Source organism: Cytobacillus sp. ABV4_503 (assembly GCF_056158445.1).
On sequence record NZ_JBSWTH010000001.1, the window covers coordinates 3677494 to 3703106 of the forward strand.

At 42.3% G+C, this 25613-nt stretch carries 27 protein-coding genes and 1 other RNA gene; 2 read left to right on the forward strand and 26 right to left on the reverse strand.

Features of this window, described 5'->3' with window-relative positions; translation table 11 throughout:
• Positions 1 to 3: 3 nt before the first annotated feature.
• From ACXAD1_RS18570 to ACXAD1_RS18670, 21 genes are all read right to left on the reverse strand, one after another.
• The gene (locus ACXAD1_RS18570) at positions 4 to 1272 is read right to left on the reverse strand and encodes a peptidase U32 family protein (protein WP_474910733.1); all 1269 of its coding nucleotides are present in this window, start codon (positions 1270 to 1272) and stop codon (positions 4 to 6) included.
• A 33-nt stretch (positions 1273 to 1305) separates the two neighbouring features.
• Positions 1306 to 2235, reverse strand: a complete 930-nt coding sequence (locus tag ACXAD1_RS18575; RefSeq protein WP_474910734.1) for a peptidase U32 family protein — start codon at positions 2233 to 2235, stop codon at positions 1306 to 1308.
• Positions 2236 to 2240: 5 nt separating this feature from the next.
• Positions 2241 to 2876 (reverse strand): O-methyltransferase, encoded by a 636-nt coding sequence (locus ACXAD1_RS18580; RefSeq protein WP_244671142.1) that lies wholly within the window; start codon positions 2874 to 2876, stop codon positions 2241 to 2243.
• 333 nt (positions 2877 to 3209) lie between these two features.
• Positions 3210 to 4343: an endolytic transglycosylase MltG gene (gene mltG / locus ACXAD1_RS18585; protein ID WP_206838869.1), complete on the reverse strand. Its 1134-nt coding sequence runs from the start codon at positions 4341 to 4343 to the stop codon at positions 3210 to 3212.
• Between the two features lie 320 nt (positions 4344 to 4663).
• Positions 4664 to 4948, reverse strand: coding sequence for a DUF1292 domain-containing protein (locus ACXAD1_RS18590; protein WP_009333059.1), 285 nt, complete (start codon positions 4946 to 4948; stop codon positions 4664 to 4666).
• Positions 4949 to 4962: 14 nt separating this feature from the next.
• Entirely contained in the window at positions 4963 to 5379 is a 417-nt protein-coding gene (ruvX, locus tag ACXAD1_RS18595; protein ID WP_206838870.1) for a Holliday junction resolvase RuvX, read from the reverse strand.
• Between the two features lie 2 nt (positions 5380 to 5381).
• The gene (locus ACXAD1_RS18600; RefSeq protein WP_009333061.1) at positions 5382 to 5648 is read right to left on the reverse strand and encodes an IreB family regulatory phosphoprotein; all 267 of its coding nucleotides are present in this window, start codon (positions 5646 to 5648) and stop codon (positions 5382 to 5384) included.
• Positions 5645 to 5848: a hypothetical protein gene (locus ACXAD1_RS18605; RefSeq protein ID WP_206838871.1), complete on the reverse strand. Its 204-nt coding sequence runs from the start codon at positions 5846 to 5848 to the stop codon at positions 5645 to 5647. The genes ACXAD1_RS18600 and ACXAD1_RS18605 overlap by 4 nt, the downstream gene beginning before the upstream one ends.
• Before the next feature lie 42 nt (positions 5849 to 5890).
• The gene (gene alaS, locus ACXAD1_RS18610) at positions 5891 to 8524 is read right to left on the reverse strand and encodes an alanine--tRNA ligase (protein WP_474910735.1); all 2634 of its coding nucleotides are present in this window, start codon (positions 8522 to 8524) and stop codon (positions 5891 to 5893) included.
• Between the two features lie 380 nt (positions 8525 to 8904).
• The gene (locus ACXAD1_RS18615; protein ID WP_206838873.1) at positions 8905 to 9993 is read right to left on the reverse strand and encodes an AI-2E family transporter; all 1089 of its coding nucleotides are present in this window, start codon (positions 9991 to 9993) and stop codon (positions 8905 to 8907) included.
• A 157-nt stretch (positions 9994 to 10150) separates the two neighbouring features.
• Positions 10151 to 10285, reverse strand: coding sequence for a YrzQ family protein (locus ACXAD1_RS18620; protein WP_206838874.1), 135 nt, complete (start codon positions 10283 to 10285; stop codon positions 10151 to 10153).
• Between the two features lie 25 nt (positions 10286 to 10310).
• On the reverse strand, positions 10311 to 10502 hold the full coding sequence (locus ACXAD1_RS18625) for a hypothetical protein (protein WP_289439768.1): 192 nt from the start codon (positions 10500 to 10502) through the stop codon (positions 10311 to 10313).
• A gap of 15 nt (positions 10503 to 10517) precedes the next feature.
• Entirely contained in the window at positions 10518 to 10988 is a 471-nt protein-coding gene (locus ACXAD1_RS18630; RefSeq protein ID WP_474910736.1) for a PRC-barrel domain-containing protein, read from the reverse strand.
• A gap of 101 nt (positions 10989 to 11089) precedes the next feature.
• Positions 11090 to 11242 carry a hypothetical protein gene (locus ACXAD1_RS18635; RefSeq protein WP_009333066.1) on the reverse strand — a complete coding sequence of 51 codons (153 nt, stop codon included), beginning with the start codon at positions 11240 to 11242 and terminating at the stop codon, positions 11090 to 11092.
• A gap of 37 nt (positions 11243 to 11279) precedes the next feature.
• Positions 11280 to 11441: a hypothetical protein gene (locus ACXAD1_RS18640; RefSeq protein WP_474910737.1), complete on the reverse strand. Its 162-nt coding sequence runs from the start codon at positions 11439 to 11441 to the stop codon at positions 11280 to 11282.
• A gap of 63 nt (positions 11442 to 11504) precedes the next feature.
• The gene (recD2, locus tag ACXAD1_RS18645) at positions 11505 to 13931 is read right to left on the reverse strand and encodes an SF1B family DNA helicase RecD2 (protein ID WP_474910738.1); all 2427 of its coding nucleotides are present in this window, start codon (positions 13929 to 13931) and stop codon (positions 11505 to 11507) included.
• A 27-nt stretch (positions 13932 to 13958) separates the two neighbouring features.
• Complete coding sequence (locus tag ACXAD1_RS18650) at positions 13959 to 14624, reverse strand: tetratricopeptide repeat protein (protein WP_474910739.1); 666 nt, start codon at positions 14622 to 14624, stop codon at positions 13959 to 13961.
• Positions 14625 to 14739: 115 nt separating this feature from the next.
• Positions 14740 to 15855, reverse strand: a complete 1116-nt coding sequence (mnmA, locus tag ACXAD1_RS18655; RefSeq protein WP_474910740.1) for a tRNA 2-thiouridine(34) synthase MnmA — start codon at positions 15853 to 15855, stop codon at positions 14740 to 14742.
• 55 nt (positions 15856 to 15910) lie between these two features.
• Positions 15911 to 17053, reverse strand: coding sequence for a cysteine desulfurase family protein (locus tag ACXAD1_RS18660; RefSeq protein WP_474910741.1), 1143 nt, complete (start codon positions 17051 to 17053; stop codon positions 15911 to 15913).
• A gap of 69 nt (positions 17054 to 17122) precedes the next feature.
• Positions 17123 to 17542 carry a cysteine metabolism transcriptional regulator CymR gene (gene cymR, locus ACXAD1_RS18665; RefSeq protein WP_009333072.1) on the reverse strand — a complete coding sequence of 140 codons (420 nt, stop codon included), beginning with the start codon at positions 17540 to 17542 and terminating at the stop codon, positions 17123 to 17125.
• A complete protein-coding gene (locus ACXAD1_RS18670) occupies positions 17542 to 18228 on the reverse strand; it encodes a YczE/YyaS/YitT family protein (RefSeq protein WP_474910742.1) in 687 nt (228 codons plus the stop codon). The genes cymR and ACXAD1_RS18670 overlap by 1 nt, the downstream gene beginning before the upstream one ends.
• A gap of 254 nt (positions 18229 to 18482) precedes the next feature.
• On the opposite strand from ACXAD1_RS18670, the gene ACXAD1_RS18675 reads away from it, so the two are divergent.
• Positions 18483 to 19748 carry a replication-associated recombination protein A gene (locus ACXAD1_RS18675; protein WP_370223435.1) on the forward strand — a complete coding sequence of 422 codons (1266 nt, stop codon included), beginning with the start codon at positions 18483 to 18485 and terminating at the stop codon, positions 19746 to 19748.
• A 43-nt stretch (positions 19749 to 19791) separates the two neighbouring features.
• Here ACXAD1_RS18675 and ACXAD1_RS18680 read toward each other — a convergent pair whose 3' ends face one another.
• Both ACXAD1_RS18680 and ACXAD1_RS18685 read right to left on the reverse strand, forming a co-directional pair.
• Entirely contained in the window at positions 19792 to 20751 is a 960-nt protein-coding gene (locus tag ACXAD1_RS18680; RefSeq protein ID WP_474910743.1) for an ABC transporter permease, read from the reverse strand.
• Positions 20729 to 21670: an ABC transporter ATP-binding protein gene (locus tag ACXAD1_RS18685; protein WP_370223433.1), complete on the reverse strand. Its 942-nt coding sequence runs from the start codon at positions 21668 to 21670 to the stop codon at positions 20729 to 20731. Before ACXAD1_RS18685 ends, ACXAD1_RS18680 begins: the two co-directional genes overlap by 23 nt.
• A gap of 176 nt (positions 21671 to 21846) precedes the next feature.
• On the opposite strand from ACXAD1_RS18685, the gene ACXAD1_RS18690 reads away from it, so the two are divergent.
• Complete coding sequence (locus ACXAD1_RS18690) at positions 21847 to 22356, forward strand: hypothetical protein (RefSeq protein ID WP_474910744.1); 510 nt, start codon at positions 21847 to 21849, stop codon at positions 22354 to 22356.
• A 55-nt stretch (positions 22357 to 22411) separates the two neighbouring features.
• Here ACXAD1_RS18690 and ACXAD1_RS18695 read toward each other — a convergent pair whose 3' ends face one another.
• The 3 genes from ACXAD1_RS18695 to aspS form a co-directional block, all read right to left on the reverse strand.
• Positions 22412 to 23173: a tRNA threonylcarbamoyladenosine dehydratase gene (locus tag ACXAD1_RS18695; RefSeq protein WP_206838888.1), complete on the reverse strand. Its 762-nt coding sequence runs from the start codon at positions 23171 to 23173 to the stop codon at positions 22412 to 22414.
• A 287-nt stretch (positions 23174 to 23460) separates the two neighbouring features.
• Positions 23461 to 23648: non-coding RNA, 6S RNA (gene ssrS / locus ACXAD1_RS18700), on the reverse strand.
• A gap of 187 nt (positions 23649 to 23835) precedes the next feature.
• Positions 23836 to 25611, reverse strand: coding sequence for an aspartate--tRNA ligase (gene aspS, locus ACXAD1_RS18705; protein ID WP_258757285.1), 1776 nt, complete (start codon positions 25609 to 25611; stop codon positions 23836 to 23838).
• Between the last annotated feature and the right edge of the window lie 2 nt (positions 25612 to 25613).

Consider the following 25613-nt stretch of genomic DNA (forward strand, 5'->3'; position numbering starts at 1 on the left):
TGATTAGAGCTCCTTTCGCATCATGTTGTTAGGGTATACCGGCGTATCCACCTTAAATTGAACAATTTGAAGCGGATGGCGCGCTGCATCCAGTTCATTGCCTTTTTCGTCCCATATTTTATCGATGACTTGTGTAAAATTGTCAATTTCAGGACCGAAGAATTCAACTTCTTCTCCAGGCTGAAATTTGTTTCTCTGCTGAAGGGTAACAATTTTTGTATCCGGATTGTATTCCAGTACAAGCCCGACGAAATCGATATTCGTCTTTTTGCTATGATTTCCAAACATTTGCTCTTTATACCCAGGAACCCCTTCAAAGAAAGCGGGAGCTGTTTCGCGGTTTGCACACTTATCAAGCTCTTCAAGCCATTCCTGCTTAATCTTGAAGTTATCTGGATCTGCACAATAGGCATCAATGACTTTACGGTATACGCTGACTACTGTTGCAATGTAATGAATGGATTTCATGCGTCCTTCTATTTTTAAGCTGTCGATTCCCAGTTCAATCATACGGGGAATTGATTCAATCAGCTTAAGATCTTTCGGACTCATAGCAAAAGGAGCATCTCCTTCGCTGTATAAAGGAACTTCATTCCCGTCTTCAAGCTGGTATAAGTCATAATCCCAGCGGCAGGATTGACAGCAGCCGCCCCTGTTGGAATCACGGGCTGTCATATGATTGCTGAGTGTACAGCGTCCTGAGTAGGCAATACACATTGCCCCGTGGATGAAGGTTTCAATTTCAATGTCTACCTTCTCCTTCATTTCTTTGATTTCCTCCGCACTTGTTTCACGCGCAAGGACGACACGCTCCAAGCCTTCTTCTTTCCAGAACTCGACTGCCTTCCAGTTGGATAGGGATTGCTGCGTGCTTAAATGGACTTCTATCTCCGGTGCAACACGTCGGCAGGTTTCAATGATAAGCGGATCTGCTACAATGATTCCTGCTACTCCTGCTTCTTTAAGGCCCAGCAAATACTCCTCAAGACCATCAATATTTTCGTTATGCGCGAAAATGTTGGTTGTGACATAAATCTTAGCTCCGTATTTTTTGGCGTATTCCACGCCTTCTTTCATTTCTTCAAAAGTGAAGTTGCCTGCGTTCGAACGGAGGCCATATTCCTGTCCGCCGATGAACACGGCGTCTGCACCATAGTGGACGGCAATCTTCAGCTTTTCAAGGTTTCCTGCCGGAGCAAGCAGTTCAGGCTTCTTTACAATAACCCTTTTGCCGTTGACAATTTCGGAAATTTTCTCTTTTACCGCTGCCATAAAGCTTCCTCCTCTTTCTTTATAATATAATCATCAGTAGACGGTTTCTTTAAAGAAGAACCCAGTATCCAGCTTTCGGTTCGCCGGCTGAATTTCTTCAATTTCAGCGAGAAGGCCATCTTTTATATCATCATATTGTTCCGGGTCTTCGACACATAGATCAATAGCTCTTCTGTAGAGTTTAGTGACTTCGATAATATAGTCCGGGCTTTTTAATACTCCATCAATTTTAAATGAATCAACGCCTGCTTCAATCATCTCCTGCAGTTCATCTATAATGCAGATGTCATTAGGGCTCATGATATGAGTGCCATTTTCATCTTCGAAGATCGGGTATTTATTTTCCCGTTCCTTATCGTGAAGGAACATATTCTTTTCCTGTTTGCGGTTTTCAACTTCAAGGGCTTTTCCCTGGTACTCATAATAATTGCCAAGCAGGGAACGCTTTGACTGGAACATTGCAGTCATGCCATGAACCTGCACTTCAATTTCCACTTCAGCATTTTCTTTTATTTCGATGATGGCATCCATATTAATCTCTCTTGCCAGAACAGCGCGTTTAGCACCCTTTCTGCCCCAGTAATTGCATGTATACCAGTTTGTTGCAGTCGTTTCGGTATTCCAATGGAGCTTCATGTCAGGGGCCGCGGAACGGGCTGCCATTAATACAGCAGGATCCCCGAAGATAACAGCATCAGCATTTATTTCTTCTAAGAAACTGATGTAGTCCTCAAGCTCAGGCACTTTATCATTATGAAATAAAGCATTCATCGCCACAAACACTTTTTTTCCATGCTTTTGGGCAATTTCCACCGCTTTTTTCACATCTTCCCTTGTGAATTCTCCTGCAAGCCTCAGTCCATAACGCTGTTCACCTACAACAAAGGCATCTGCACCAGCCGACACAAGCTGCTCGATATCTTCAACTCTTGTGGGTGTTACTAACAGTTCAGGTTTTTTCATTATTTTCACCTCTTTTTACTAATTGCCACGCCATCCCCAACAGGCAAAATAACTGTGTGATATTCAGGATGACTCATTAACCATTTATTAAACGCATCAATTTTTTTAACCAGATTCCGGATACGTTTATTTTCTATATCAGATTCACACACAAGTCCTTTAAAAAGGACATTATCTGTAATGATTACACCGTCATTAGAGAGGCAGCGGGAATATATTTCAAAAAACCGCTGATATTGTCCCTTTGCTGCATCTATAAAAATTGCATCATAGGGTCCGTGTTTTTTGACGTCCTCCTCAACTTCCAGTGCATCTCCCTTTATGATGAAGATTTGCTCCTTTTTTTGGGCTTCATCTATATATTGCTCGGCAAGCTGGTACCGTTCCGCATCGCGTTCAATTGTAACAATTTTCGCTTCAGGAACTGCGAATGCCATTCTGAGTGCAGAATAGCCAATTGCCGTACCTACTTCTAAAATTCTTTTCGGCTTTTGGATGCGCAAAAGCTGAAGCATCGCCTCGATTCCTGCCAGTTCCATGATCGGAACATTATGTTCTTTGGCGTATTGCTCCATTTTGCTCAGCAGATGGGGTCTTTCAGGTATTATTTCCTCTATATATGCATGCAGCTTATCGTTCATCAAGCTGGCATCACCTCGATCAGACGGAATTTTATTGTCCAGCTGCGGCTCTCAGGACGCTCCTGTCTAAGCCGTTTCCCTCCAGAAGAAAATATGCCTTCTTACAGGAATCATCTTAATCTTGTCGTCCCTATCCGCTATTCTATTTAGACATGAAAAAATAGCGTTCACAGATAGGATGTGAAAATGCACTGTTTGGCATTCCGGCTTGAGTTAGCCTGTATCCATGCTTGTCCGTGATTTACGCTATCGCAAAGCTTGTATTAAAACACCTGATCTATTTTACCATAATTAAAAGGGGAATGCTATATCGCACATTCCCCTTTTTGCTGACTAATTATTTGTAATATGCTGTGCTTTCTTTTGGTTATGCTCATCCAGAGTTTTTGAGAAAAGCACTTCTCCTGTAGATGTTGCCAGGAAGTACAGGTATTCTGTCTCTGCCGGCACCAATGCTGCTTCAATTGATGAAACGCCTGCATTTGCGATTGGTCCGGGCGTCAAACCAGGATACTTATATGTGTTGTATGGCGAGTCAATCTCCAAGTCTTTATATAGGACCCTTGATTTATGTTCTCCATGCGCATACAGGACAGTTGGATCTGTCTGCAGCGGCATTCCTGTGTCTATCCGATTGTAGAAAACACTCGCAATCTGATCACGGTCTACTTTCGCTGTTGCTTCTTCCTCTATGAGCGATGCCATTGTCAATAATTTGTGCGGGGTGTATTCCCTCTGCTCCATGTCGCCTCTATACTCTTTAATAACTGATGCCGTTTTATCGAGCATAACTTTGACAATTTCCTCTATAGTCGGATCTTCTTTGTAAAAAGGATAGGTTGCCGGGAATAAGTATCCTTCAAGAGGATACTTAATATTCTCTGCAAGGATTTCCTTTGTCAGCAATTCAGGATATTCTGCCATTAAAGACTCTATAAAAGCCTTATCATTGAGTTTCTTCAAAACGTCTTCAGGTTTTTTATCAGTCTTTTCGGCAATAATTCCTGAGATTTGCTCAAGCTGTTTTCCCTCCGGAATGGTGATCTTAAAAGCCATTTCTTCCATAACCTTACCTGTTTTCAAGCTATCCAGGATTTCTTTCATGTTCATGGAAGGCTTCAATTCATATTCTCCTGCCATGAATCCAGCTTCATTTTTAAATTTCACATAATATTTAAAGACACGCGCATCCCTGACAATTCCATTTTCTTCAAGAACAGTGCCGATTCCTGTAACAGATGAACCGATTGGTATTTCTACTTTCTTTGGCTTATCATTGTCGGGATCAACAGGCTTTAAAGCTGAATTAATATAAAAATATCCGCCGCCAATTACTGCAGCAGCTGAGATTAATAATATGATTGCAACTATCATGACAATTTTCCGGACTACTTTCGCTTCCCCTTGGCGCTCAATCATTTTTTCGCGTATTATTTCTTTTTTTCCTTTTTTATCGTCTGCCGACATCACATATCCCCTCCGTTCCAAAGACGTTGGCTTCTTTTGCAAAAGACAGGCTAATAGCATGATGTTATCCAGTAAATTAACCAGTTTGCTTGCTTGCCAACAAGCCTAAGTATAACTTCGCATCATCATTTTTGTTTCCTGATACATCTCGGCTTATTATACTATATTTTCTTTTGGAAGTCGCAGGATATTACAAAAACCAAAAAGAAACGCCAATAATTTCAACGATTTTCACTTTTGGTTTTAATGATTTTAGGCCTTTTGAACCTATATCAGAAATCGGGGAGAAAAATAAAAAACTGGCCCGGGGGCCAGTTTTATTAATCTTCTTGCTCATCAAGGAATGTGTTAAGCATTTCTTCAATTAAATCCCATTCCTCTTCTGTTTCGATTGGCTGCAGTTCGCCGTCCTTGCTGTCTTCGCTTGGGCTGAATGCAGATGCATGAATTTCAATTTCTTCATCATCATTTTCATCTGCTCCCACTGGGTAGTACAGGACATATGACTTGCCGAATTCTTCGGAATCAAACGTGAACAATACTTCACAAAGCTGCTCGTTGCCTTCCTCGTCAATTACAGTAATGTTGTTATCTCCATGGTTCATTTCTGTTCACCTCATTAAATTTGGCTATTTAAAAAGCCTTGTAAAATCATGACGGCTGCCATTTTATCAATGACCTTTTTCCGTTTCTTGCGGCTGACATCCGCTTCAAGCAAAACTCTTTCAGCTGCCATTGTAGAGAGACGCTCGTCCCATAATACGACCGGAAGACCAAATAGCTTTTCCAGCTCCGAAGCATAAAACTGGCTTGCTTCACCGCGGGGGCCAATGGTTCCATTCATATTTTTAGGCAAGCCGACAACAATTTTACTGACTTCATGCTCTTTTATTATTTCACTAATTCTTTCAAAACCAAACTCTTTTTCTTCCTCGTTGATTTTGATGGTTTCCAAGCCCTGCGCTGTCCATCCAAGCGCATCGCTCAGAGCGACGCCGACTGTCTTAGAGCCGACATCCAGTCCCATAGTCCGCATGTTTACCCCTCACGCTGCTGTTTTAAGTATGATTTAACCAATTCTTCGATGATCTCATCCCGTTCAAGTTTACGGATGATATTGCGGGCATCCTTATGGCGGGGAATGTAAGCTGGATCCCCGGACAGCAGGTAACCGACAATTTGGTTAATAGGGTTATACCCTTTTTCCTGGAGGGCCCCATAAACTTGAAAAAGAACTTCATTCACATCTTGTTCGATTGGTTCTTCAGGAAAATTGAACCTCATTGTTTTATCAAATGAGCTCATATCTTACACCTCGCTTTTCTGAATGAAGGATGAGGATAGCTTATATGTGCCGGACCTGAAATCCGGTAAACAGCCAGCTTATCCAGCTCTTCATAACGGTTTGGCCTGCCGCCTGAATAAACAGAGCGATCAATAAATGATCTTGTTCCTGACAGGAAAACATGGTGAAGAACAAGCTGTTTCTTCCTGATGATGAACAATCTCTCTTGGTTACCTTCATTTTACACTACTTTTCAGGGATATCAAACGGATTTAACCCATTCTTCCACAAATTGCAGAGCACTTTCAAGTTTTTCCGGGTCTTTTCCGCCAGCCTGGGCCATATCCGGACGGCCGCCACCGCCGCCACCGCATTTTGCAGCGACTTCTTTGACCGCTTTGCCCGCATGGTAGCCTTTTTTGATCAGATCATCTGTTACCCCTGCTATAATATTCACTTTACCCTCATTTACACTGCCTAATACCACAACTGCAGATCCAAGTTTTTGTTTTAAATCGTCGACCATATTGCGCAGATTATTCATGTCTGACGCCTGAACCTTTTCAGCAAGAACAGTAACGCCGTTGACTTCTTTTGCCTTTGATACCAGGCTCCCTGCTTCAATATTGCCCAATTTTGCAGCTAAAGATTCGTTTTCGCGCTGGAGCTGCTTCATTTCTCCAAGCAGCACATCAATTCTTGCAGACAAATCTTTTGGATTGGTTTTTAATTTGCCTGAGGCTTCTTTTAGAACATGAATCTGGTCATTCATCAGCTTATATGCAGCCTCGCCTGTTACAGCTTCAATTCTGCGTGTTCCAGCCCCAATTCCGCTTTCCGATTGAATCTTAAACAATCCGATAGAAGAAGTGTTCGGAACATGGCACCCGCCGCAAAGCTCAAGACTGTAATCCCCAACCTGAACAACACGGACAATCTTGCCATATTTCTCACCAAATAGTGCCATAGCCCCCATTGCCTTTGCCTCGTCAATATCTTTGAAATTGATATCAACATCAAGGCTTTGCCATATTTGTTCGTTGACAATAGCCTCAATCTTCTCAAGTTCTTCAGAGGTAATTTGCCCGAAATGAGAGAAGTCAAAGCGAAGGCGATCAGGGCCTACCAGGGATCCAGCCTGGTTGACATGGCTTCCCAGTACATCTTTTAAAGCCTGATGAAGCAAGTGAGTTGCAGTGTGATTCTTGATTACCTTAGAACGGATTTGCTCATTTACAGAAGCCAGTACAGATGCTTCAGCCTTCAGCGTTCCTTCTTCAACGACAGCTCTATGAAGGTTTTGTCCATTTGGCGCTTTTTGAACATCCTTAATTGAAACTTTTAAACCCTCTGCTTCAAGAGTTCCCTGGTCCGCAATTTGTCCGCCGCTCTCTGCGTAAAATGGTGTTTCATTCAGAATCAGCTGGACTTCTTCACCAGCATGGGCTTCATTAATTAACTGCCCGTCTTTTACGATGGCTGCTACTTTAGCTTCTGTCTGAAGCTTATCATACCCAACAAATTCGCTTTCAGTTTTAAGCTCACCTAATACGCCGCCTTGGACCTGCATGGAATCTACATCCTGACGAGCTGAACGTGCACGCTCGCGCTGTCCTTCCATTTCCTTTTCAAATCCGGCATGATCCACCTTCATACCTTCTTCTTCCGCATATTCTTCAGTTAATTCTACCGGGAATCCATACGTGTCATAAAGTCGGAAGACATCTGCCCCCTGAATCGTAACACTGCCTTTTTCCTTTTCTTTCTTAATAACAGAAGACAGGATGGCAAGACCTTCATGAAGTGTTTCATGGAAACGTTCTTCTTCGTTTTTGATGACCTTTTGGATAAATTCTGTTTTTTCTTTTACTTCCGGATAGAAGTCATGCATTATTTCCCCTACTACCGGCACCAAATCATACATGAATGGCTCATTTATATTGATTTGCTTGGCATATCTGACTGCACGGCGAAGCAATCTTCTCAATACATAACCCCGTCCTTCATTGGAAGGAAGCGCACCATCCCCCACTGCAAATGCTACTGTGCGGATATGATCTGCAATAACTTTAAATGCAACATCCGTTTCTTTAGAAGCTCCATAATTCTTGCCTGAGATTTCTTCTGTTCCGCTGATAATTGGCATAAATAGATCTGTATCAAAGTTGGTAGGCACATTTTGAACGACAGATGCCATCCGTTCAAGCCCCATCCCGGTATCAATATTTTTCTTTGGAAGAGGCGTATAGGTGCCATCCGGATTATGGTTAAATTCAGAAAACACAAGGTTCCAAACTTCTAAATACCGCTCGTTTTCACCGCCGGGGTATAATTCAGGATCTTCCGGGTCATTTCCATACTCAGGTCCGCGATCATAGAAGATTTCTGTATTTGGACCGCTTGGGCCTTCTCCAATATCCCAGAAATTCCCTTCCAGGCGTATAATTCTTTCTTCCGGAACTCCCACTTTTTCCCGCCAGATTTTGAAAGCTTCGTCATCTTCGGGGTGAATCGTAACAGATAGCTTTTCTTCTTCAAACCCAATCCAATTTTTATCAGTCAAAAACTCCCAAGCCCAAATGATGGCTTCTTCTTTAAAATAATCACCAATTGAAAAATTGCCCAGCATTTCAAAAAAAGTATGGTGCCTTGCTGTTTTGCCTACATTTTCAATATCGTTTGTCCGGATGGATTTTTGGGCATTTGTAATCCTTGGATTCTCAGGGATGACGCGGCCATCAAAATATTTTTTCAGAGTGGCGACACCACTATTAATCCAGAGCAGAGAAGGGTCTTCGTGCGGAACCAGGGAAGCGCTGGGTTCAACAGCGTGTCCTTTCTCCTTGAAGAAGTCTAAAAACATTCGGCGTATTTCAGCACCTGATAATTGTTTCATTCTAACCAGCCTCCTAAAATTATGTAATAGCTTTAAAAACAACAAAAAAAGCCCTCATCCCTGGACAGGGACGAGAACTTGCTCGCGGTACCACCCTGATTATGGAAGGTTAAAACAATGACCAGAACTTTATCCAGCATTAATTAATCTCCCATCTCTCAGATCCATAACGCGGATAAACGGCAGTGATTAGCTGCACACTCGGGATTAGCTTTCTGTTATCCTTCATCTGGGAGTTCTTTCAGCCTGGGAACTCCCTCTCTTTTATGAATGCAATACCAGCATTTCACGCAGATGGCCTATAACATACTTATTCCGTCAACATGTTTAATATAGCTTTATAGAGGAATTATAGCGATTTATCTTTATTGTTGTCAACATCATGATGGAGTTCCCGTGATTTTTGGCTGTTTATTTTTTGTAAAGTGTTTTTTCGCATGTATAATGCTTACTTTAATGACAGCTAAAATCGGAACTGCAATGATTAAGCCCAGTATCCCTGCCGCTTCCCCGCCAGCCAATAAGGCCAGCATAATGAGAAGCGGATGCATATGAAGGCTTTTTCCAACAATCAGGGGTGAAAGAACATTCCCCTCCAGAAACTGAAGAACTATAATGATGCCAATTGTAATCACAATCATCTTGACTGATAAAGCAGAGGCAATGATTACAGCCGGGACCGCTCCTATAATTGGGCCAAAATAAGGGATTACATTTGTAACTCCAATTATAGTGCCAAGTAAAAGAGGATAGCGCATATCAAAGATCCAGAAAAGCAGCGAGGATATGGCCCCGATGGCTGCACATACCAGAAGCTGGCCTCTAATATAGCTTCCCAGGGACTTATCTACATCCCTTAAGAATAAAACGCCTTCCTTTCTCCATTTCCTTGGAGTCAAATACCAGGCAGCCTTTTTCATAATCGAAAAATCTTTAAGGAGATAAAAAGAAATGAAGGGAATTACAGCGATAATCACCGCATAATTCAATACATTAAGAAAAAATGTGATTACCTTCGTTAAAAGATTATTTAACCGGTTCTCAACCGCTGCAATGACTTCATCTATCCTAGTTTGCAGGCCATCAGGCCATGTTGATGTTTTACTCTGAATAAGGTCGATCCATTCCCGGTATTGATTGGCAAATTGAGGAGCATTTTCTGAAAGATCACGCAATTGATGAATAAAAGCCGGAATCCCTTTATATAAAGCTAGTCCGATCCCCCCGAAAAATAAAAAATAAATAATAAAAACGGCAAGACCCCTATGAAGGCCCGTTTCATTCAATTTTTCCACAATCGGGTGAAGGAGATATGTAATAAAGGCTCCAATGACAAAAGGAATGAATACTGCTAATAATATCTCCAGAACAGGCATCCATAATGCCTGAAGCTTTAGGAAGACTAAAATCACAATAAACAAGAGAAGCAGAAATCCAAGCCGGTAGTACCATTTCATTTGAATATTCAATATGGACCGCCTCCTTGTTTTTATTGTGATTGCTTCGTGGGGAATTATGCATTGTACGTAATAAGATAAGCGCGAATGCCTTTTCATGGGAAAGGAGCTCAAGCATTCATTCCACAAAAAAGCTGGTCCTTTAAAAAGAACCAGCCTCAAAGTAATTTTAAAATAAAGCTTTCGTTATTCTTTTTTGCATACGTTTCATTTTTCGGCCTGATATCATATTATTCTTTTGCGCGTAATTATAAGCAGCCATGCCTGCCCCAAGCATCATTGCAGAGGTTAATATTTTATTCAAACTGGCTCACCTCTTTCGTCAATAATTACGAAAGAAACCGGCGCTCATCTTCTTCAAATAAATCATCAAGGGAGCTAAGTGTACCATCTTCCTCTACTTGATGGGTGTTAATGACCCCTTTGGACAAGGAAAGTTCTATAAAGCAATTCCAGCAGTAAAATTGATTAATTCCAATTTTTCCAATATCTTTGCTCTGGCAATTTGGACATTTCAGCACGGAAAAGACACCTCACTATTTTACATTTACAATTATGGCATCTTTTCCAATTGCAGGCGGGTCATCGGTTTTTATGACACGTTTTCCTTCCAGCACATCTGAAAAGAAGCCATCCGACAGTTCGTACCCTACAATCGTGCCCAATTCTTCCTTGAAATATACATCCTCAAGTAAGCCAAGCCGTTCACCTTCCTGGCTCATAATCATTTTCCCAGTTAACCGGTTATGGTTCTCACATGTATAATCCTCATATTTTGGAATTGCTTGCAGAACAGAGGAATCTTCAATCATTACCCCATCCCAGCCAAAAGATGCCACGTCCTCAATATTGATGATATATGTCTTTTTCAGAAGAGCGCCCTTTCGCAGCAGTAATCCCTGTACTTTACCATTGCCTGAAATGGATAAATCACAAATATCGCCTGCTTTATTTCCGGTTTTCAATTCAAAAACCGGCAAACCTTTTAATAAAGAAAATGTCCGCAAAGAGAATCCCGCCTTCCCGAACATTTTTAGTTTTCACTGTCCCCTAAAAAACATGACGAAAAACCTTTGCCATGGGAGCCAAAAAATTTTTTCTTTCCCTTTTACTTGCCAGTATATCTCGGCTTATTAAAGCGCTCATTACGCTCTCCACCATCCGAAAGTTCCTCTGAAAATTCATAATCCGGCTGCTGCGGCTTTTTACGCCGTTTCACACCATGGAGATTGAGAAGAGAGGTTCTGCTTTTATTATTCATGTTCACTGCTCCTATATATAAATTTATAATCAAACGACTACACAGTGCTTCTATTGCCAGGATTATTTAATTCCCCTTTGGCTGAATCTTTCTTAGTATCCCCTTTAACCAGGTCAGCGCCGGAGGTTAGATTGGAGCCTGCCAGCTCTTCTGAAGCCATATTGTTGTTTGGTGCAGCTTCTTCATTCCACTTTCCCATGAAATCCCCCTTCGAAATCTGATGGTATACAAAAAGAACAGTCTGTTATTTAGACTGTTCTTTTTAGCTATATTCTTTTTCCATAAAATCATACGGTGTTATATTTCCCATTCCTATCATGGGATCGGCTTGGAGAAGCCTTTCTTCGAGGGTTAAGGGTTCAGGCAGGGATAACTCAGCTGTATCTTCCTGTATTGTTTCACCGTTTAATGGAATGGCATCTCTAAGCTTTTCTGAAAGAGTTGTCAGTCGGGCCTGTTCATCCGCACGTTCCACACCGATCTTCAACGCATCTTCTTCACCGCACAGTATCAAAAATTGTCTGCTGCGGGTAATGGCGGTATAAAGAAGATTCCTTCTAAGCATCCTGTAATAGCTTTTAACAACAGGCAAAATGACAATAGGGAATTCACTTCCCTGGGATTTATGAACTGAACAGCAGTAGGCATGTGTGATCTGATTAAGATCCTGCCTTGTGTATGTAGCTTCTGCACCATCGAAGGATACGACAATCATATCCTGTTTTTCCGTATTTTCCTTTGCGTAAAAAATGGAAACAATCTCACCCATATCCCCATTAAACACATTATTCTCAGGCTGATTGACAAGCTGAAGGACTTTATCGCCGATTCTGTATTTCACATCACCGAAGGACAGCTCTTTTCTCGTTCCATCAGGATTTGGATTTAGTATTTCCTGCAATATTTCGTTTAGCCTGTCAATGCCTGCAGGTCCGCGGTACATAGGGGCAAGCACCTGAATATCTTTTGAAGAATAACCTTTCTTCTTGGCATTCAGTACAACCTTTTCAACAACATCCGCAATTTGGCCCGGCAGGCATTTGATAAAGGAACGATCTGTCTGCTGTGCAGAAATGTTCGCCGGAAGTTTGCCTTTTTTCATTTCATGAGCCAATTCAATGATTGAGGATCCTTCAGCCTGTCTGTAAATATCTGTTAAACGAACGGTAGGAATACATTCTGAACGCAAAAGATCTTTCAAAACCTGGCCTGGACCCACTGAAGGCAGCTGATCTTCGTCCCCCACAAGGATCACCTGCATATTTTCAGGGAGAGCCTTAAAAAGCTGATTAGCAAGCCAAACATCAACCATTGATGTCTCATCAACAATTAAAATCCTGCCTTCCAATGGACTCTCTTCGTGCCTGTCAAACCCTTCAGTCCCATTCCAGCCAAGCAGTCGGTGAATGGTTACAGCGGGCAGCCCAGTTGACTCGGCCATCCGTTTTGCAGCCCTTCCTGTAGGCGCAGCCAGCAGGAAGGGAAAAGGCTCTTCCTTTTTATAGTCTTTCGGTTCAAGAGAGCAGCCATGCAGCTCGGCATATAATTCAACAATTCCCTTTATAACAGTTGTTTTTCCGGTACCCGGGCCGCCAGTCAGTATCAGCATAGGAGACATAAGAGCTGTTTGAATGGCTTCCTTTTGGGTTGGGGCATACTGAACACCAAGACGTTCCTCCAGATTGCCAAGGGCCAAAAGAAATTCCGACTCCGGGAACTGTTCATCATACTGTGTTTGCTTAAGGATCCGTTTGATATTAGTTACAAGTCCCTTTTCAGAAAAATAAAGGGATGGAAGGTATATTTTTTGGCTTTCAGCCATGATCTTCCCTTCCTCTTCAAGCTTAATCAGTTCATTGGAAATATCCCTGTATTCAATGGTATCACGCTTGTTTTCTTCTAAAAGCTTTTTCACACCTTGCAGAAGAGGTTTTGCTTCAATATAAACATGGCCTGCCTGCATGCTTTCCATTTCAAGTATGTAAAGGCAGGCTGCTTTAATCCGATCAGGGTGATTACCTGAAATGCCGATTTGATATCCCAGTTCATCTGCACGGCCAAAGCCGACTCCTTCTATATCCTCAACCAGCCTATAAGGATTGCTTTGGACGACTTCAATCGTCATTTCTTTATACACTTGATAAATTCTCATGGAAAGCTGCGGGCCAAAACCATATTGATTTAGTGCAATCATGGCTTGCTCAAGGCCCTGATGTTCCATAAGCGTGTCGTAGAGCAATTTTGCTTTTTCAGGTGACAATTTTGGGATCTTATCGAGAAGAGACGGCTGATTTAGAATGCGTGTAATCGCATCTTCTCCAAGTGTCTCAACGATTTGCTCGGCGGTTTTCTTTCCAATCCCTTTAAATAATTCGCTTGATAAATAATTGGCTACACCCTGTTTGGTCTGGGGAAGATCTTTCCTGTAATGGCTTGCATGGAATTGGACGCCGAACTTAGGGTGATCCTTGAATTCACCGTAGAAAATATAAGTTTCATGTTCATGCATCTTTGGCAGATAGCCTGTAATGACCGCTTCTTTTTCATCATATGAGTCATTCGTTTCATCAACCCGAATGCGTACAACCGTATATAAGTTTTGCTCATTATGAAAAATAGTGACAAGATGTCTGCCCTTTATGAACTTTCCCTGTTCGGCAAAAAGATCCAAGGAATCCTGTTTCTCCATTTCCATATCCTCCCCATAATACAACTTTTAGCTCAAGTCACTGCCGCCTTTTTCGATCAGCTTTTTTCCATACCCGGCAAGCATATGGTCCGGCTGAATTTCCAGTGCCCTATTAAAGTATGAGAGTGCTTCGTTCTCCTGTTCTTTAAATCCATAAGCTACTCCAAGGTTGTAATAGGCATCTGCATGCTCCGGTTCAATTTCAATGCACTTTTTCATCTGCTGGATTGCTTCATCAATATAATCCAGCTGCGCCAGACATAATCCGTATTGAAAATGTGCTTCGGCATCACTTTCATTCAGTTCCGCACTGCGCTGCAAATAAGGCAAAGCCAGTTTCCCCTGGTCAAGGGCTGTTAGGGACATGCCAAGCATGAAGAAGTTATCTCCGGTTTCCAGGCCTTTTCTCAATGCTGTTTCAAACATCTTTTTTGCTTCGTCAAACTGCTGCAATTCATAATATAAGTTTCCCGCACTATAATAAGCAGCACCCGCGTTTTCATCAAGTCCTATTGCTTTTTCATAGAACTTCAGCGCTTTTTCGTTTTCCCCTACAGCTGATAGCACATTTCCAAAATTAATATAGGAAACAGGATCAGAGGGATTTTCTTCAATTGCTTCCATAAAAACCTTCGATGCTTCTTCCCATTTTCCTTCTTGCATATATTGAATACCCATTTGGTTCTTATCCATTATTTATCACTCCATTCAAATCAAAGTATAGCATATTTGAATTTTCCATTTCTGCTGACAGCTATTCCCATAATAAAACCCCGATTCTATGTAAGAATCGGGGCCCCGTCTTTTCTTAACCCACATAATCCAGCTGTTTGCCATCTTTGAATATTTTATCAATTGTTCCGCCGCCAAGACACTCGTCTCCATTATAAAAAACAACTGCCTGCCCCGGGGTAACAGCTCGGATTGGCTCGTCAAAAATAACTTGTACTTTTCCATCTCCAAGGATCTGAACCTTTACTCTGCTATCAGCCTGACGGTATCTGAACTTGGCCGTACATTCAAATTCCTGCGGCAGTTCTGTATGGGAAACCCAGCTGGTATTAACAGCAATAATGGAGTCTGAATAGAGCATTTCATTGTGAAAGCCTTGTCCAACATACAAGACATTCCGCTTCAGGTCTTTGCCAATTGCAAACCATGGTTCACCTGCTCCGCCAATGCCCAGTCCATGTCGCTGCCCAATGGTATAATACATCAGGCCATCATGCTTGCCGACAACCTTTCCGTCCATAGTTTCCATGTTCCCTGGCTGAGCTGGAAGGTAATTCCCAAGGAACTCCTTGAAGTTACGCTCACCTATAAAGCAGATGCCCGTGCTGTCTTTCTTTGCTGCAGTTGCCAAACCGGCTTCCTTTGCAAGTTCACGCACTTTTGATTTTTCAATGTCGCCAATAGGAAACATAACTTTTTCGAGCTGATCCTGTGTTAACTGATTCAGGAAATACGTTTGATCCTTATTATCATCAAGGCCTCTTAGCATTCTGTATTCGCCATCCCTGAATTCCACGCGTGCATAGTGGCCAGTAGCCAGGTAGTCTGCGCCAAGGCTCATAGCGTGTTCAAGAAAAGCCTTAAATTTAATTTCCTTATTGCACATAACATCAGGATTGGGTGTTCTTCCTGCCTTGTATTCTTCAAGGAAGTAGGTAAACACCTTATCCCAATATTGCTTTTCAAAGTTAACTGCATAATAAGGAATTCCGATTTGGTTGCATACCCGGATGACATCATTGTAATCCTCTGTAGCGGTACAAACACCGTTCTCATCGGTATCATCCCAGTTTTTCATAAAAATCCCGATCACATCGTACCCCTGTTCCTTCAAAAGCAGGGCAGCAACAGAAGAATCAACGCCTCCGGACATTCCAACCACTACCCGGGTATCCTTTGGATCTTTTTTCATCTCTATTTCACCTCAATTCTAATCGCTTAGACTTGCATTTTTTCAAATATCCTATCTATTTAGCCAGCCGCTTCACGATTTTGGCTGTATGTTCTGCAGCTCGTTCAGCTTGTTCCTTTGTATTAAAGAGGCCGAAGCTGAAACGGATGGAATTTTGCAGTTTGTCTGATCCTTTTCCAAACATGCTGACAAGGACGTGGGATGGATCGATGGAGCCTGCAGTACAGGCCGACCCGCTTGATGCTGCTATACCAGCCAAATCAAGATTAACCAGCATGGCTTCAACATTTGTTCCGGGGAAGCTTAAGTTTAAAACATGAGGCAGGGAATAATCAAGTGATCCGTTCAGTTCAAAAACAGCATCTTCCTGCTTCAGTTTATTCATGAACAGCATCTTAAAAGAATGCAGCTCCTCCCGCTTAGTTTCCATCTCCTTCTGAGTGATCCGAACTGCCTCCTGGAAGCCTGCAATAGATGGAACATTTTCAGTTCCCGCCCTGCGCTTCCTTTCTTGTTCACCGCCAAAAAGCCGGGAAGAAAGTTTCACATCAGGATGGGCATATAAAAAGCCGATCCCTTTTGGTCCATTAATTTTATGGGCGGAGACGGAAAGCAAATCCACTTTCAATTCCTGTACATCAATTTTTTCAAGGCCGTAAGCCTGAACAGCATCAGTATGGAATTTAGCAGGATGCTCCGCCAATAACTCGCCTATTTCCTTAATCGGCTGAAGGGTTCCTATTTCATTATTTCCGTACATGATGGTTACAAGAATGGTATCCTCCCGCAAAGCAGCTTCTACATCCTTTACCGAAACACGGCCATTTGGATCAACAGGCAAATACGTTACCTCAAAGCCCTGTTTTTCAAGTTCTTCACATGCATGCAAAACCGCATGATGTTCAATTTGGGTTGTGATGATGTGTTTGCCCCTATGGCGGGAGGATTCAGCTGTTCCAAAAATCGCATGATTATCAGCTTCTGTTCCCCCGCTTGTAAAAATAATGTCATTGGCTTTTGCACCAATACTGTTTGCTAAAGCAGATCTTGCTTCATCGACAATATGGCGTGCACCCCGCCCGAAATAATGAATGCTGGAAGGATTTCCAAATTCAGATTTCATGATTTCAGTCATCCGTTCAATCACTTCCGGATGCATTGGCGCAGTTGCCGCATGGTCAAGGTATATTCTTTCCAATCTATTTCACCTACTTCATTTCATCCTGCTGTTTGCTTTTTTACATATGAATTATCCCCTGATAAAGGACTAAATATAAAACATATAAGCATCCGATTCGCCTGTATCAGTATGGCTGGCAAGGTCTTCGAGTGTTGTATTATCAAGCACATCTTTCACGGCATCACGAATGCGCATCCACAGTTCTCTCTTTGCAGGCTCTTCATCTTCAATGCCTTCCACCGGGCTGATCGGCCCTTCAAGCACTCTGATAATATCACCGGCAGTAATTTTTGTCGGTTCTTTCCCTAAAATATATCCGCCGTATGCACCTCGGATGCTTTTTACAAGACCGGCATTCCGGAGGGGAGCTATAAGCTGCTCAAGATAGTGCTCAGACAGATCATTCGTCTGGGCAATCGACTTTAACGATGTAGGACCTTCCCCATGCTTTTTAGCTAATTCAATCATTATAGTTAAACCATAACGGCCTTTAGTAGATATTTTCATCAGCTTGCACCTCTATCCTTTTCTTTAAGCATTTGATTCGCATAAACATCCTTTTCTTTAAGCTTTGCCAAAAATCGGTCAGTTAAAGCCTGGCACTGCGGCAAAGCTGCTCCGACAATTGGCCCGACTGCCAAACTGAGCACAATGGTTCCCCAAAAAACAGGTCCTCCTAGCTGCCATCCAACAGTCAGCACAGCAATTTCCATTAAGGCTCTCACATTTCTAACCTTCCAGCCGGTTTTTGCTGTCAATGCAATCATCAGGCTATCCCTCGGACCTGCTCCGAGCTGCGCCGAAATATATAGCCCCATCCCATAGCAATAAACAACTATGCCAAAACCGAACATGGCTATTTTCCCCGCCAGCCCATTTGGTGTCTGCATAAACGGCAAAAGCAAATATGCGTCAATAAACAGACCAATCAGTATCATATTCAAGAATGCACCGGCCTGTGGAAATTCCTTTGAAATCAGTGCTGCAGCAGCTAATATGAAGATCCCGACAATGATGGACCAGCTGCCTATTGTCAGTCCAAGCTGGTAGTACAGCCCAACATGCAGAACATCCCAGGGAGTTGCCCCTATATCAGCTAATATTAACAAAACTATACCCAGGCTCATGACAAGCAGCCCTGTTAGATACACCATAAACCTGGGACCGATTTGCCCTTTATTTTTCAATAACATGTGCCCAACGCTCCCTGCAAGAACAGCATTAATATATGAAGATTAAATCCTTAGTAATATTATAGACTTTTGACATTATAGCATATTTTAGGAGGAAAAGGAGCGGGCCGGGATTGAACTTAGGACAAAGCAGCCTGTGGCCTAATTGATTTCACTGCAGGAAATGTTATGGTATCTTAAATAGAAAGCGAAAACTTTGTTAAAAAGTGATGGGCAGGGCCTAAGTCTGCCTGCATAAGGCTGGAGTGATAACTTTGAACATTAAACCTCTTGCATTCCGGATGAGGCCGAGAACGATTGATGAAATCATTGGCCAGGAGCATCTTGTTTCAGAAGGAAAAATTATTTATCGCATGGTGCAGGCTAAGCAACTGTCATCGATGATTCTGTACGGACCCCCAGGTATAGGCAAAACTTCGATTGCAAGTGCCATTGCAGGGAGCACCAAATACGCTTTCCGTACCTTAAATGCTGTAACCAACAATAAAAAAGATATGGAAGTGGTAGCGGCAGAGGCCAAAATGTCCGGAAAGGTTATTCTGCTGCTCGATGAAGTCCATAGACTTGATAAAGGCAAACAAGATTTCCTGCTGCCCTATCTGGAAAATGGCAGCATCACTTTAATTGGCGCCACAACCAGCAATCCTTATCATGCAATTAACCCGGCTATCAGAAGCAGGTGCCAAATTTTCGAACTAAAGCCGCTGTCAGCTGATGAAATAAAAAAAGCACTGACAAGGGCATTGCTGGATAAGGAACGAGGTCTTGGCAATAAACAAACTAATGTTACTGATGAAGCGCTGACGCATCTTGCCACCGCTTCAAATGGTGATGTCAGAAGCTCGCTAAATGCATTGGAACTGGCTGTGCTTTCTACAAGAGAAGATGAAGAAGGAATCATCAAGATTGACTTGTCTGTTGCCGAAGAATGCATTCAGCGAAAAAGCTTCACACACGATAAAGATGGAGATGCCCATTACGATGTCTTATCCGGTTTTCAAAAGTCCATCCGCGGAAGCGATGTAAATGCAGCATTGCACTATTTAGGAAGATTAATTGAAGCAGGCGACCTGCAAAGCATAAGCAGAAGACTTTTGGTTATCGCCTATGAAGATATCGGACTGGCATCGCCGCAAGCGGGAGCCAGAACCCTTGCAGCCATCGAAACAGCTGAAAGGATTGGATTCCCGGAAGCAAGGATTCCGCTTGCAAATGCGGTCATTGAGCTCTGCCTTTCTCCAAAATCCAATTCAGCATACACAGCATTGGATTCCGCAATAGCGGATATCCGCGCAGGCAAAAGCGGTGAAGTGCCCGATCACTTGAAGGACGCCCACTACAAAGGAGCAAAGGAGCTTGGCAGAGGCATCGGCTATCTGTATCCTCACGATTATGAAACAGGCTGGGTCAAACAGCAGTACTTGCCTGACAGAATTAAAAACAAGGTGTATTATCAGCCTAAGAAAACAGGCAAATTCGAACAGGCATTAGCATCTGTCTATGAAAAACTCCTTAAATAGCAAAAGGTCCGGCACAATGCCAGACCTTTTGCTATTTGCGCTTTTAAGCTGAAACATCCCTTTTATTAAACACATAAAATGCAAGCACCTGGAAAAGGAGGAAGTATATAAATATAATCATGATGGAAAATCCAATCGTCATCCCCTGAACCATTGGCATTCCTTCAAAATATTGAAGAAGGTCTGTATTGGCAAAAAGGCTATACCTGGCCCAGTCATATTTCATTGCAATCAGCCTTGTAACCTGCCCTCCCATAAACATCAGAAACAGGGAAAGTCCGATCGCCAGCGAGCTATTCCTGAAAACAGCTGAAATCATAAAAGCCATGGTTGCAAGCATAAGCATATTAACGGATTTAAGGCCATAATAAGCTATCAGATGAAGTCCCATGCTCTGTTCTGTCACTGTTCCATTGTAATAATATAAATAAGGAATTGCTTTTTCAGGAAATCCAAAGAGGAGTCCGCCAAGAAGTGCTGAATATCCGAAAAGGACGGCAAGTACCATCAGGCCGAATAAAATCACTGTAATATATTTTGCTCCCAGGATTTTAACTCTTTTGATAGGCCTAATCAAAAGAAGTTTGATGGTTCCCCATGTAAACTCACTCGCCACGATTCCCCCGGCAATGATAATCGTAAACAGGCCGGCAAATTCAATCAGCTGAGAGGTATCTGAAACAAATCCCCAGACCGAGTATTCCTGATTCGGTGAAATATCATTCTTAATTCTGTATTCGTTAATGGCAATCTCCCTCTGATACTGTTCCTTCATTTCTCTGGGAGCCATTTCCCCCATCTCCTCAAGCTGTTTTTGATAGCTTTCGTTCTGGGTCTGCAGTCCTCTCTTCCATTCCGTATTATCCGGGACAGTCCCCCCGCTTTCCTGATATTTTATAAAGGCGCCTGCAACAGTCGTCATAATTAAAAGAAGTCCGATCATGACATATGTACCCGGCCGCCTAAAAATCTTCATCCATTCATTTTGAATCAGTCCGAGCATCACCTGCACCCCCTTTGTACTCTGTTACTTCCAGAAAACGGTCTTCCAATGTTTTGGTCACTTCACGGACTGCAAATATTTTCATTTCTTCTCCGACAAAAGCTTTTATCATTTCAGGTATGTCTTCCCGGACAAGCGGAAGTATCACGCTATTTTCTGTGAGCTGTACAGGCAAACCAGGCTGTGCACCCTGTAAAATTCTATTTGCTTTTTCAGGATCATCCACTTCTACTTCATAAACCTTTTCTTTCCCCTGTACAAAATCACTGATGTGCTGAACATCAATCAGTTTCCCGTTTTGAATGATGCCGATTCTGTCACACATCATTTCCATTTCAGATAGTAAATGGCTGGAAACAATGACAGCCATTTCTCTTTCTCTCGCAAGCATCCTCAGGTGATCCCGAATCTCCCTGATCCCTGCAGGATCAAGCCCATTCGTAGGTTCATCCAGAATGAGGATTTTGGGATCATGCAAAAGACACTGTGCAAGACCTAGCCTCTGCCTCATGCCAAGAGAGTATGTTCTGACTTTATCATGAATCCGATCCGCCAATCCTACAAGCTCAACCGTTTCATCAATTTTTTCTTTCGTTACACCTTTTGACATTCGTGCATAATGGACCAGATTTTGATACCCTGACAAAAACTTATACATCTCAGGATTTTCTACAATGGCTCCAATATGGGAAACCGCCTTTTCAAAATCGGTTTTGATGCTGCTGCCAAGAATTTTAATGTCCCCGGAAGTAATGCCGATCAAGCCCACCAGCATTCGAATAGTGGTGGTCTTACCTGCACCGTTTGGGCCAAGGAAACCGAATACCTCTCCCTTTTTCACCTCAAAGCTGACAGAATCAATAATCGTTCTTCCTTTTATTACTTTTGTAACGTCCTGTATTTCTACAAGAGTATCCATATAGGTATCCTCCTCCCATCTATTAAAGTCCAGCTCTTTGCAGACGCCTTTAATGTAGGGATTATTATTTGACTTACACTTTGTTATTTTACCTTTCAACAACTGAGAATGGAATATTTTCATCTTTTAGGGTGACGATAATCCTAACAATCGTATTTTCCAAGGTGGTTAAAAGAATGAAGGAACGGAAAGACTCATGGAAACCGGAAGATGATCAATTACTCGAAGAAACAGTGCTTGAATACACTTCAAACGGGGATACAAAAGCATCAGCTTTTAAGAAGGCAAGTACTGAACTCGGCCGTACAGTTTCAGCATGCCAATACCGCTGGAACACGGTCATAACAAAAAGGGCAGATGATGGATCCCCAAAAACCTTAAGCAATAAAGCAGCCAGTCAAACCCATGGCACTGTTCCCCCTTGCAATTTGGCTCAAGTTATACACTTCTTAAGGAATTTTGCGAAAACACAGCCTGATTCAGAGCAAATGAGGGAAAATAAACGTCTGCACGAATACCAAGTGCACTTAAAACTTCAAAATGAGCAGTTAATCAGAAGGTTGAAGGATAAAGAAGCGGAATTTAAAAATCAGCTTATGCAATATGAGGAAATGGCAAGCATTCTGAAAGAAGCCGACCAGCTGCTGAAGCATGAATGTAAAGAAGAGAAAAGAGCTGTTCATTGATTGGAGAGATTCCAGGACTTTATATGCGAAAGACCGGCATGCAGCCGGTCTCTTTTCAGTCATTTACACGTGTAATTTTAATATCGCTTAATAGTTCTTTAACTACATAGCTGGCCATGATTAAACCTGCAACTGAAGGAACAAATGCGTTTGAAGATGGCGGCATTTTGGCCTTTCTGATTTCAGCATCATCTTTCCCTACTGTTTTGCGGACATCCTCCCGGATAACGATCGGGCTTTCATCCGAGAATACAACCGGAACGCCTTTTCTGATTCCCTCTTTTCTCAGGCGTGTGCGGATAACCTTAGCGATCGGGTCAGTATGAGTTTTGAAAATATCAGCAATCTGGAACCTGGTCGGATCCATTTTATTTGCAGCACCCATGCTTGAGATCATTGGAATCCCTCTGTTCAAGCATTCCTTCATTAAATGAATTTTATAAGAAATCGTATCGGAAGCATCAACTACAAAGTCGAGACCATAATCAAAGAATTGCTCATAGGTTTCTTCCGTATAAAACATTTTTAAAGCAATTACTTCACATTCAGGATTGATATCCTTGATTCTTTCTTTCATTAAATCCACCTTTGGTTTCCCGACAGTAGATAATAAAGCGATAACCTGTCTGTTTACATTTGTAATATCAACATCGTCTTTATCAACCAGCACAAGCCGGCCAACACCGGAACGCGCCAATGCTTCCGCTGCAAAGGAACCAACTCCGCCTATGCCCAATACTGCAACGGTACTATTTTTCATTTTTTCAAGGCCTTCTTTGCCAATAGCCAATTCATTCCTGGAAAATTGGTGAAGCATATATATATCAACCCCATCAGATGTTATTTAGAAAGCATGTATTATCTTATACCCGATAATGAATATATCATACTTGAATTTTAAAGCAAGTAGTTCTATAGGATTAATGACATTAAGATTTTAAGCAATAATTAAGCCGCAACTTTCTCTCCAATAGTGTTAACAGCACTAAAATATTTAATCCTTATCACATTTCAGCAATAGCTCAGCTCCGGGTATGATCATATTGAACAGGACAACAAAAAATCCATGCTCACAAGCATGGATTTTTACAATCGTATGTACTAAAGAGTCCCAATCGTGCCGTCGCTGTTGATGCCCTCGTTTTGAACCCGCACTCAGCAGGTGGGTGTCCTGTTTCCTGCGTTTGTAAGTCCTCATCCATGAGGCTTTTACGCTGCGGGAAAACTCCGGACTCCCGAAGGAATAATGTTGGTCAAAATTTCAGGTTTTACAACGAACACATCAGGACTCTTTATTTATTGATATGATCATATCACACGGTTTCTTCTTTTTCAAGCTGATGAAATGGAGCTAATTTGAACATTTTTATCCATTTTCTTCCTTGAAATTATAGAACTTGCCTTAAAATCAGGAGTTACTTCCCAGTTTATTTTTCTGAAAAATGTGTTTTTTTCACCATTTAATCATTATATAGGAAATTACTCACTTTTTTTCAAATTAAGCGCTAAGTGCAAATCATTAAGCTGGGACTGGCTAACTTCACCAGGGGCTTCTGTTAGCACACAGCTCGCACTGGCTGTTTTAGGGAAGGCAATCGTATCCCTCAGATTCGTTCTGCCAGCCAATAGCATTACAAGTCTGTCTAATCCAAGGGCAATTCCGCCATGCGGAGGAGTGCCATATTCAAATGCTTCAAGCAGGAATCCAAACTGTTCAACAGCTTCCTCTTTTGAGAAGCCAAGCACACTGAACATTTTCTCTTGAACGTCTCTTTCGAAAATACGCAATGATCCGCCGCCAAGCTCGTAGCCGTTTAATACAAGGTCATATGCTTGTGCACGGACTTGAGCAGGGTCTTTATCAAGAAGATCTAAATCTTCTCTGGCAGGCATTGTAAAAGGATGATGGGCTGCATAATAGCGGCCTTCTTCCTCATCGTATTCCAGAAGCGGCCAGTCTGTAACCCAAAGGAAGTTAAACTTGCTTTGATCAATCAGATCAAGCTCTTTTCCAAGCTTTAATCGCAGAGCGCCGAGTGCATCTGCCACAACATTTTTCTTATCAGCCACAAAGAGGAGCAAGTCTCCTGGTTCTACTGACAGAGAAGCATAGAATGCTTTTTGCTCATCCTCAGTCACAAACTTGGCAATCGGACCTTTTAAACCGTCTTCTTCCGCTTTTAACCATGCAAGCCCTTTTGCACCATAAACAGCAGCAAACTCTGTTAGGGCATCAATATCTTTTCGTGAATACTTTCCTGCACCATTTTTTACATTAATAGCCTTAACCTGTCCCCCGGAAGCTACTGCTCCGGCAAATACTTTGAAGCTTGACTCTTTTACTATTTCCGATAAATCCGTCAATTCCATCCCAAAGCGTGTATCCGGCTTATCAGATCCAAAACGGTCCATCGCTTCCTGATAGGTCATGCGCGGGAATGGAAGCTGGACATCCAGGCCCTTCACTTCTTTCATGATCTTTTTCATCATGTTTTCCATCAGGCCGATGATTTCCTCCTGGCTCATAAAACTCATTTCGATGTCGACCTGAGTAAATTCAGGCTGGCGATCTGCACGCAGGTCTTCATCACGGAAGCATCGTGCTATTTGGTAATAGCGTTCAAATCCGCCTACCATTAATAACTGCTTAAAGATTTGAGGTGATTGTGGAAGAGCGTAGAATTCACCCGGATGAACACGGCTTGGAACTAAATAGTCACGGGCTCCTTCCGGTGTGCTCTTCGTTAAGATCGGTGTTTCAACATCAAGAAATCCTTCGCTGTCCAGATAATCCCTCATCGCTTTTGTTACTTGATGACGCATCTTAAAGGTATCAAACATAATAGGGCGTCTCAAATCCAAATAGCGGTATTTGAGGCGGACATCTTCGGAAACATCCGCTTTATCATCAATGACAAAAGGAGGTGTTTTGGCTTCATTGATGATCGTCACTTTCTCTGCTTTAATCTCAATGCGCCCTGTTTCCAGGTTCTCATTGATGGTGCCTTCTTCGCGCGCAATTACTTCTCCCTCTATATCAAGAACAAATTCATTGCGGATCTTTTCAGCTGCTGCAAGAGCTTCAGGGGAAACTTCCGGATTGAATACCACCTGAACAATGCCAGTGCGGTCACGAAGATCCACAAAGATCAGCCCGCCTAAATCCCGGCGCTTTTGTACCCAGCCTTTTAAGCTTACTTTTTCTCCTATAGCTTTTTCCGTTACTTCCCCGCAAAAATACGTTCGCCCAAACATTC

Bases quoted from the DNA above. Each gene is read 5' to 3' on its own strand.
- ACXAD1_RS18695 (WP_206838888.1), bottom strand. From the start codon at position 23,173: ATGCTTCACCAATTTTCCAGGAATGAATTGGCTATTGGCAAAGAAGGC.
- mltG (WP_206838869.1), bottom strand. From the start codon at position 4,343: ATGTCGGCAGACGATAAAAAAGGAAAAAAAGAAATAATACGCGAAAAA.
- recD2 (WP_474910738.1), bottom strand. From the start codon at position 13,931: ATGGAGAAACAGGATTCCTTGGATCTTTTTGCCGAACAGGGAAAGTTC.
- ACXAD1_RS18575 (WP_474910734.1), bottom strand. From the start codon at position 2,235: ATGAAAAAACCTGAACTGTTAGTAACACCCACAAGAGTTGAAGATATC.
- ACXAD1_RS18580 (WP_244671142.1), bottom strand. From the start codon at position 2,876: ATGAACGATAAGCTGCATGCATATATAGAGGAAATAATACCTGAAAGA.
- ruvX (WP_206838870.1), bottom strand. From the start codon at position 5,379: ATGCGGACTATGGGACTGGATGTCGGCTCTAAGACAGTCGGCGTCGCT.
- ACXAD1_RS18685 (WP_370223433.1), bottom strand. From the start codon at position 21,670: ATGGATACTCTTGTAGAAATACAGGACGTTACAAAAGTAATAAAAGGA.
- ACXAD1_RS18650 (WP_474910739.1), bottom strand. From the start codon at position 14,624: ATGGATAAGAACCAAATGGGTATTCAATATATGCAAGAAGGAAAATGG.
- ACXAD1_RS18570 (WP_474910733.1), bottom strand. From the start codon at position 1,272: ATGGCAGCGGTAAAAGAGAAAATTTCCGAAATTGTCAACGGCAAAAGG.
- ACXAD1_RS18600 (WP_009333061.1), bottom strand. From the start codon at position 5,648: ATGAGCTCATTTGATAAAACAATGAGGTTCAATTTTCCTGAAGAACCA.
- ACXAD1_RS18680 (WP_474910743.1), bottom strand. From the start codon at position 20,751: ATGCTCGGACTGATTCAAAATGAATGGATGAAGATTTTTAGGCGGCCG.
- ACXAD1_RS18640 (WP_474910737.1), bottom strand. From the start codon at position 11,441: ATGGGAAAGTGGAATGAAGAAGCTGCACCAAACAACAATATGGCTTCA.
- ACXAD1_RS18635 (WP_009333066.1), bottom strand. From the start codon at position 11,242: ATGAATAATAAAAGCAGAACCTCTCTTCTCAATCTCCATGGTGTGAAA.
- ACXAD1_RS18690 (WP_474910744.1), top strand. From the start codon at position 21,847: ATGAAGGAACGGAAAGACTCATGGAAACCGGAAGATGATCAATTACTC.
- ACXAD1_RS18590 (WP_009333059.1), bottom strand. From the start codon at position 4,948: ATGAACCATGGAGATAACAACATTACTGTAATTGACGAGGAAGGCAAC.
- ACXAD1_RS18670 (WP_474910742.1), bottom strand. From the start codon at position 18,228: ATGTTATTGAAAAATAAAGGGCAAATCGGTCCCAGGTTTATGGTGTAT.
- cymR (WP_009333072.1), bottom strand. From the start codon at position 17,542: ATGAAAATATCTACTAAAGGCCGTTATGGTTTAACTATAATGATTGAA.
- aspS (WP_258757285.1), bottom strand. From the start codon at position 25,611: ATGTTTGGGCGAACGTATTTTTGCGGGGAAGTAACGGAAAAAGCTATA.
- alaS (WP_474910735.1), bottom strand. From the start codon at position 8,524: ATGAAACAATTATCAGGTGCTGAAATACGCCGAATGTTTTTAGACTTC.
- mnmA (WP_474910740.1), bottom strand. From the start codon at position 15,855: ATGAAAAAAGATCCAAAGGATACCCGGGTAGTGGTTGGAATGTCCGGA.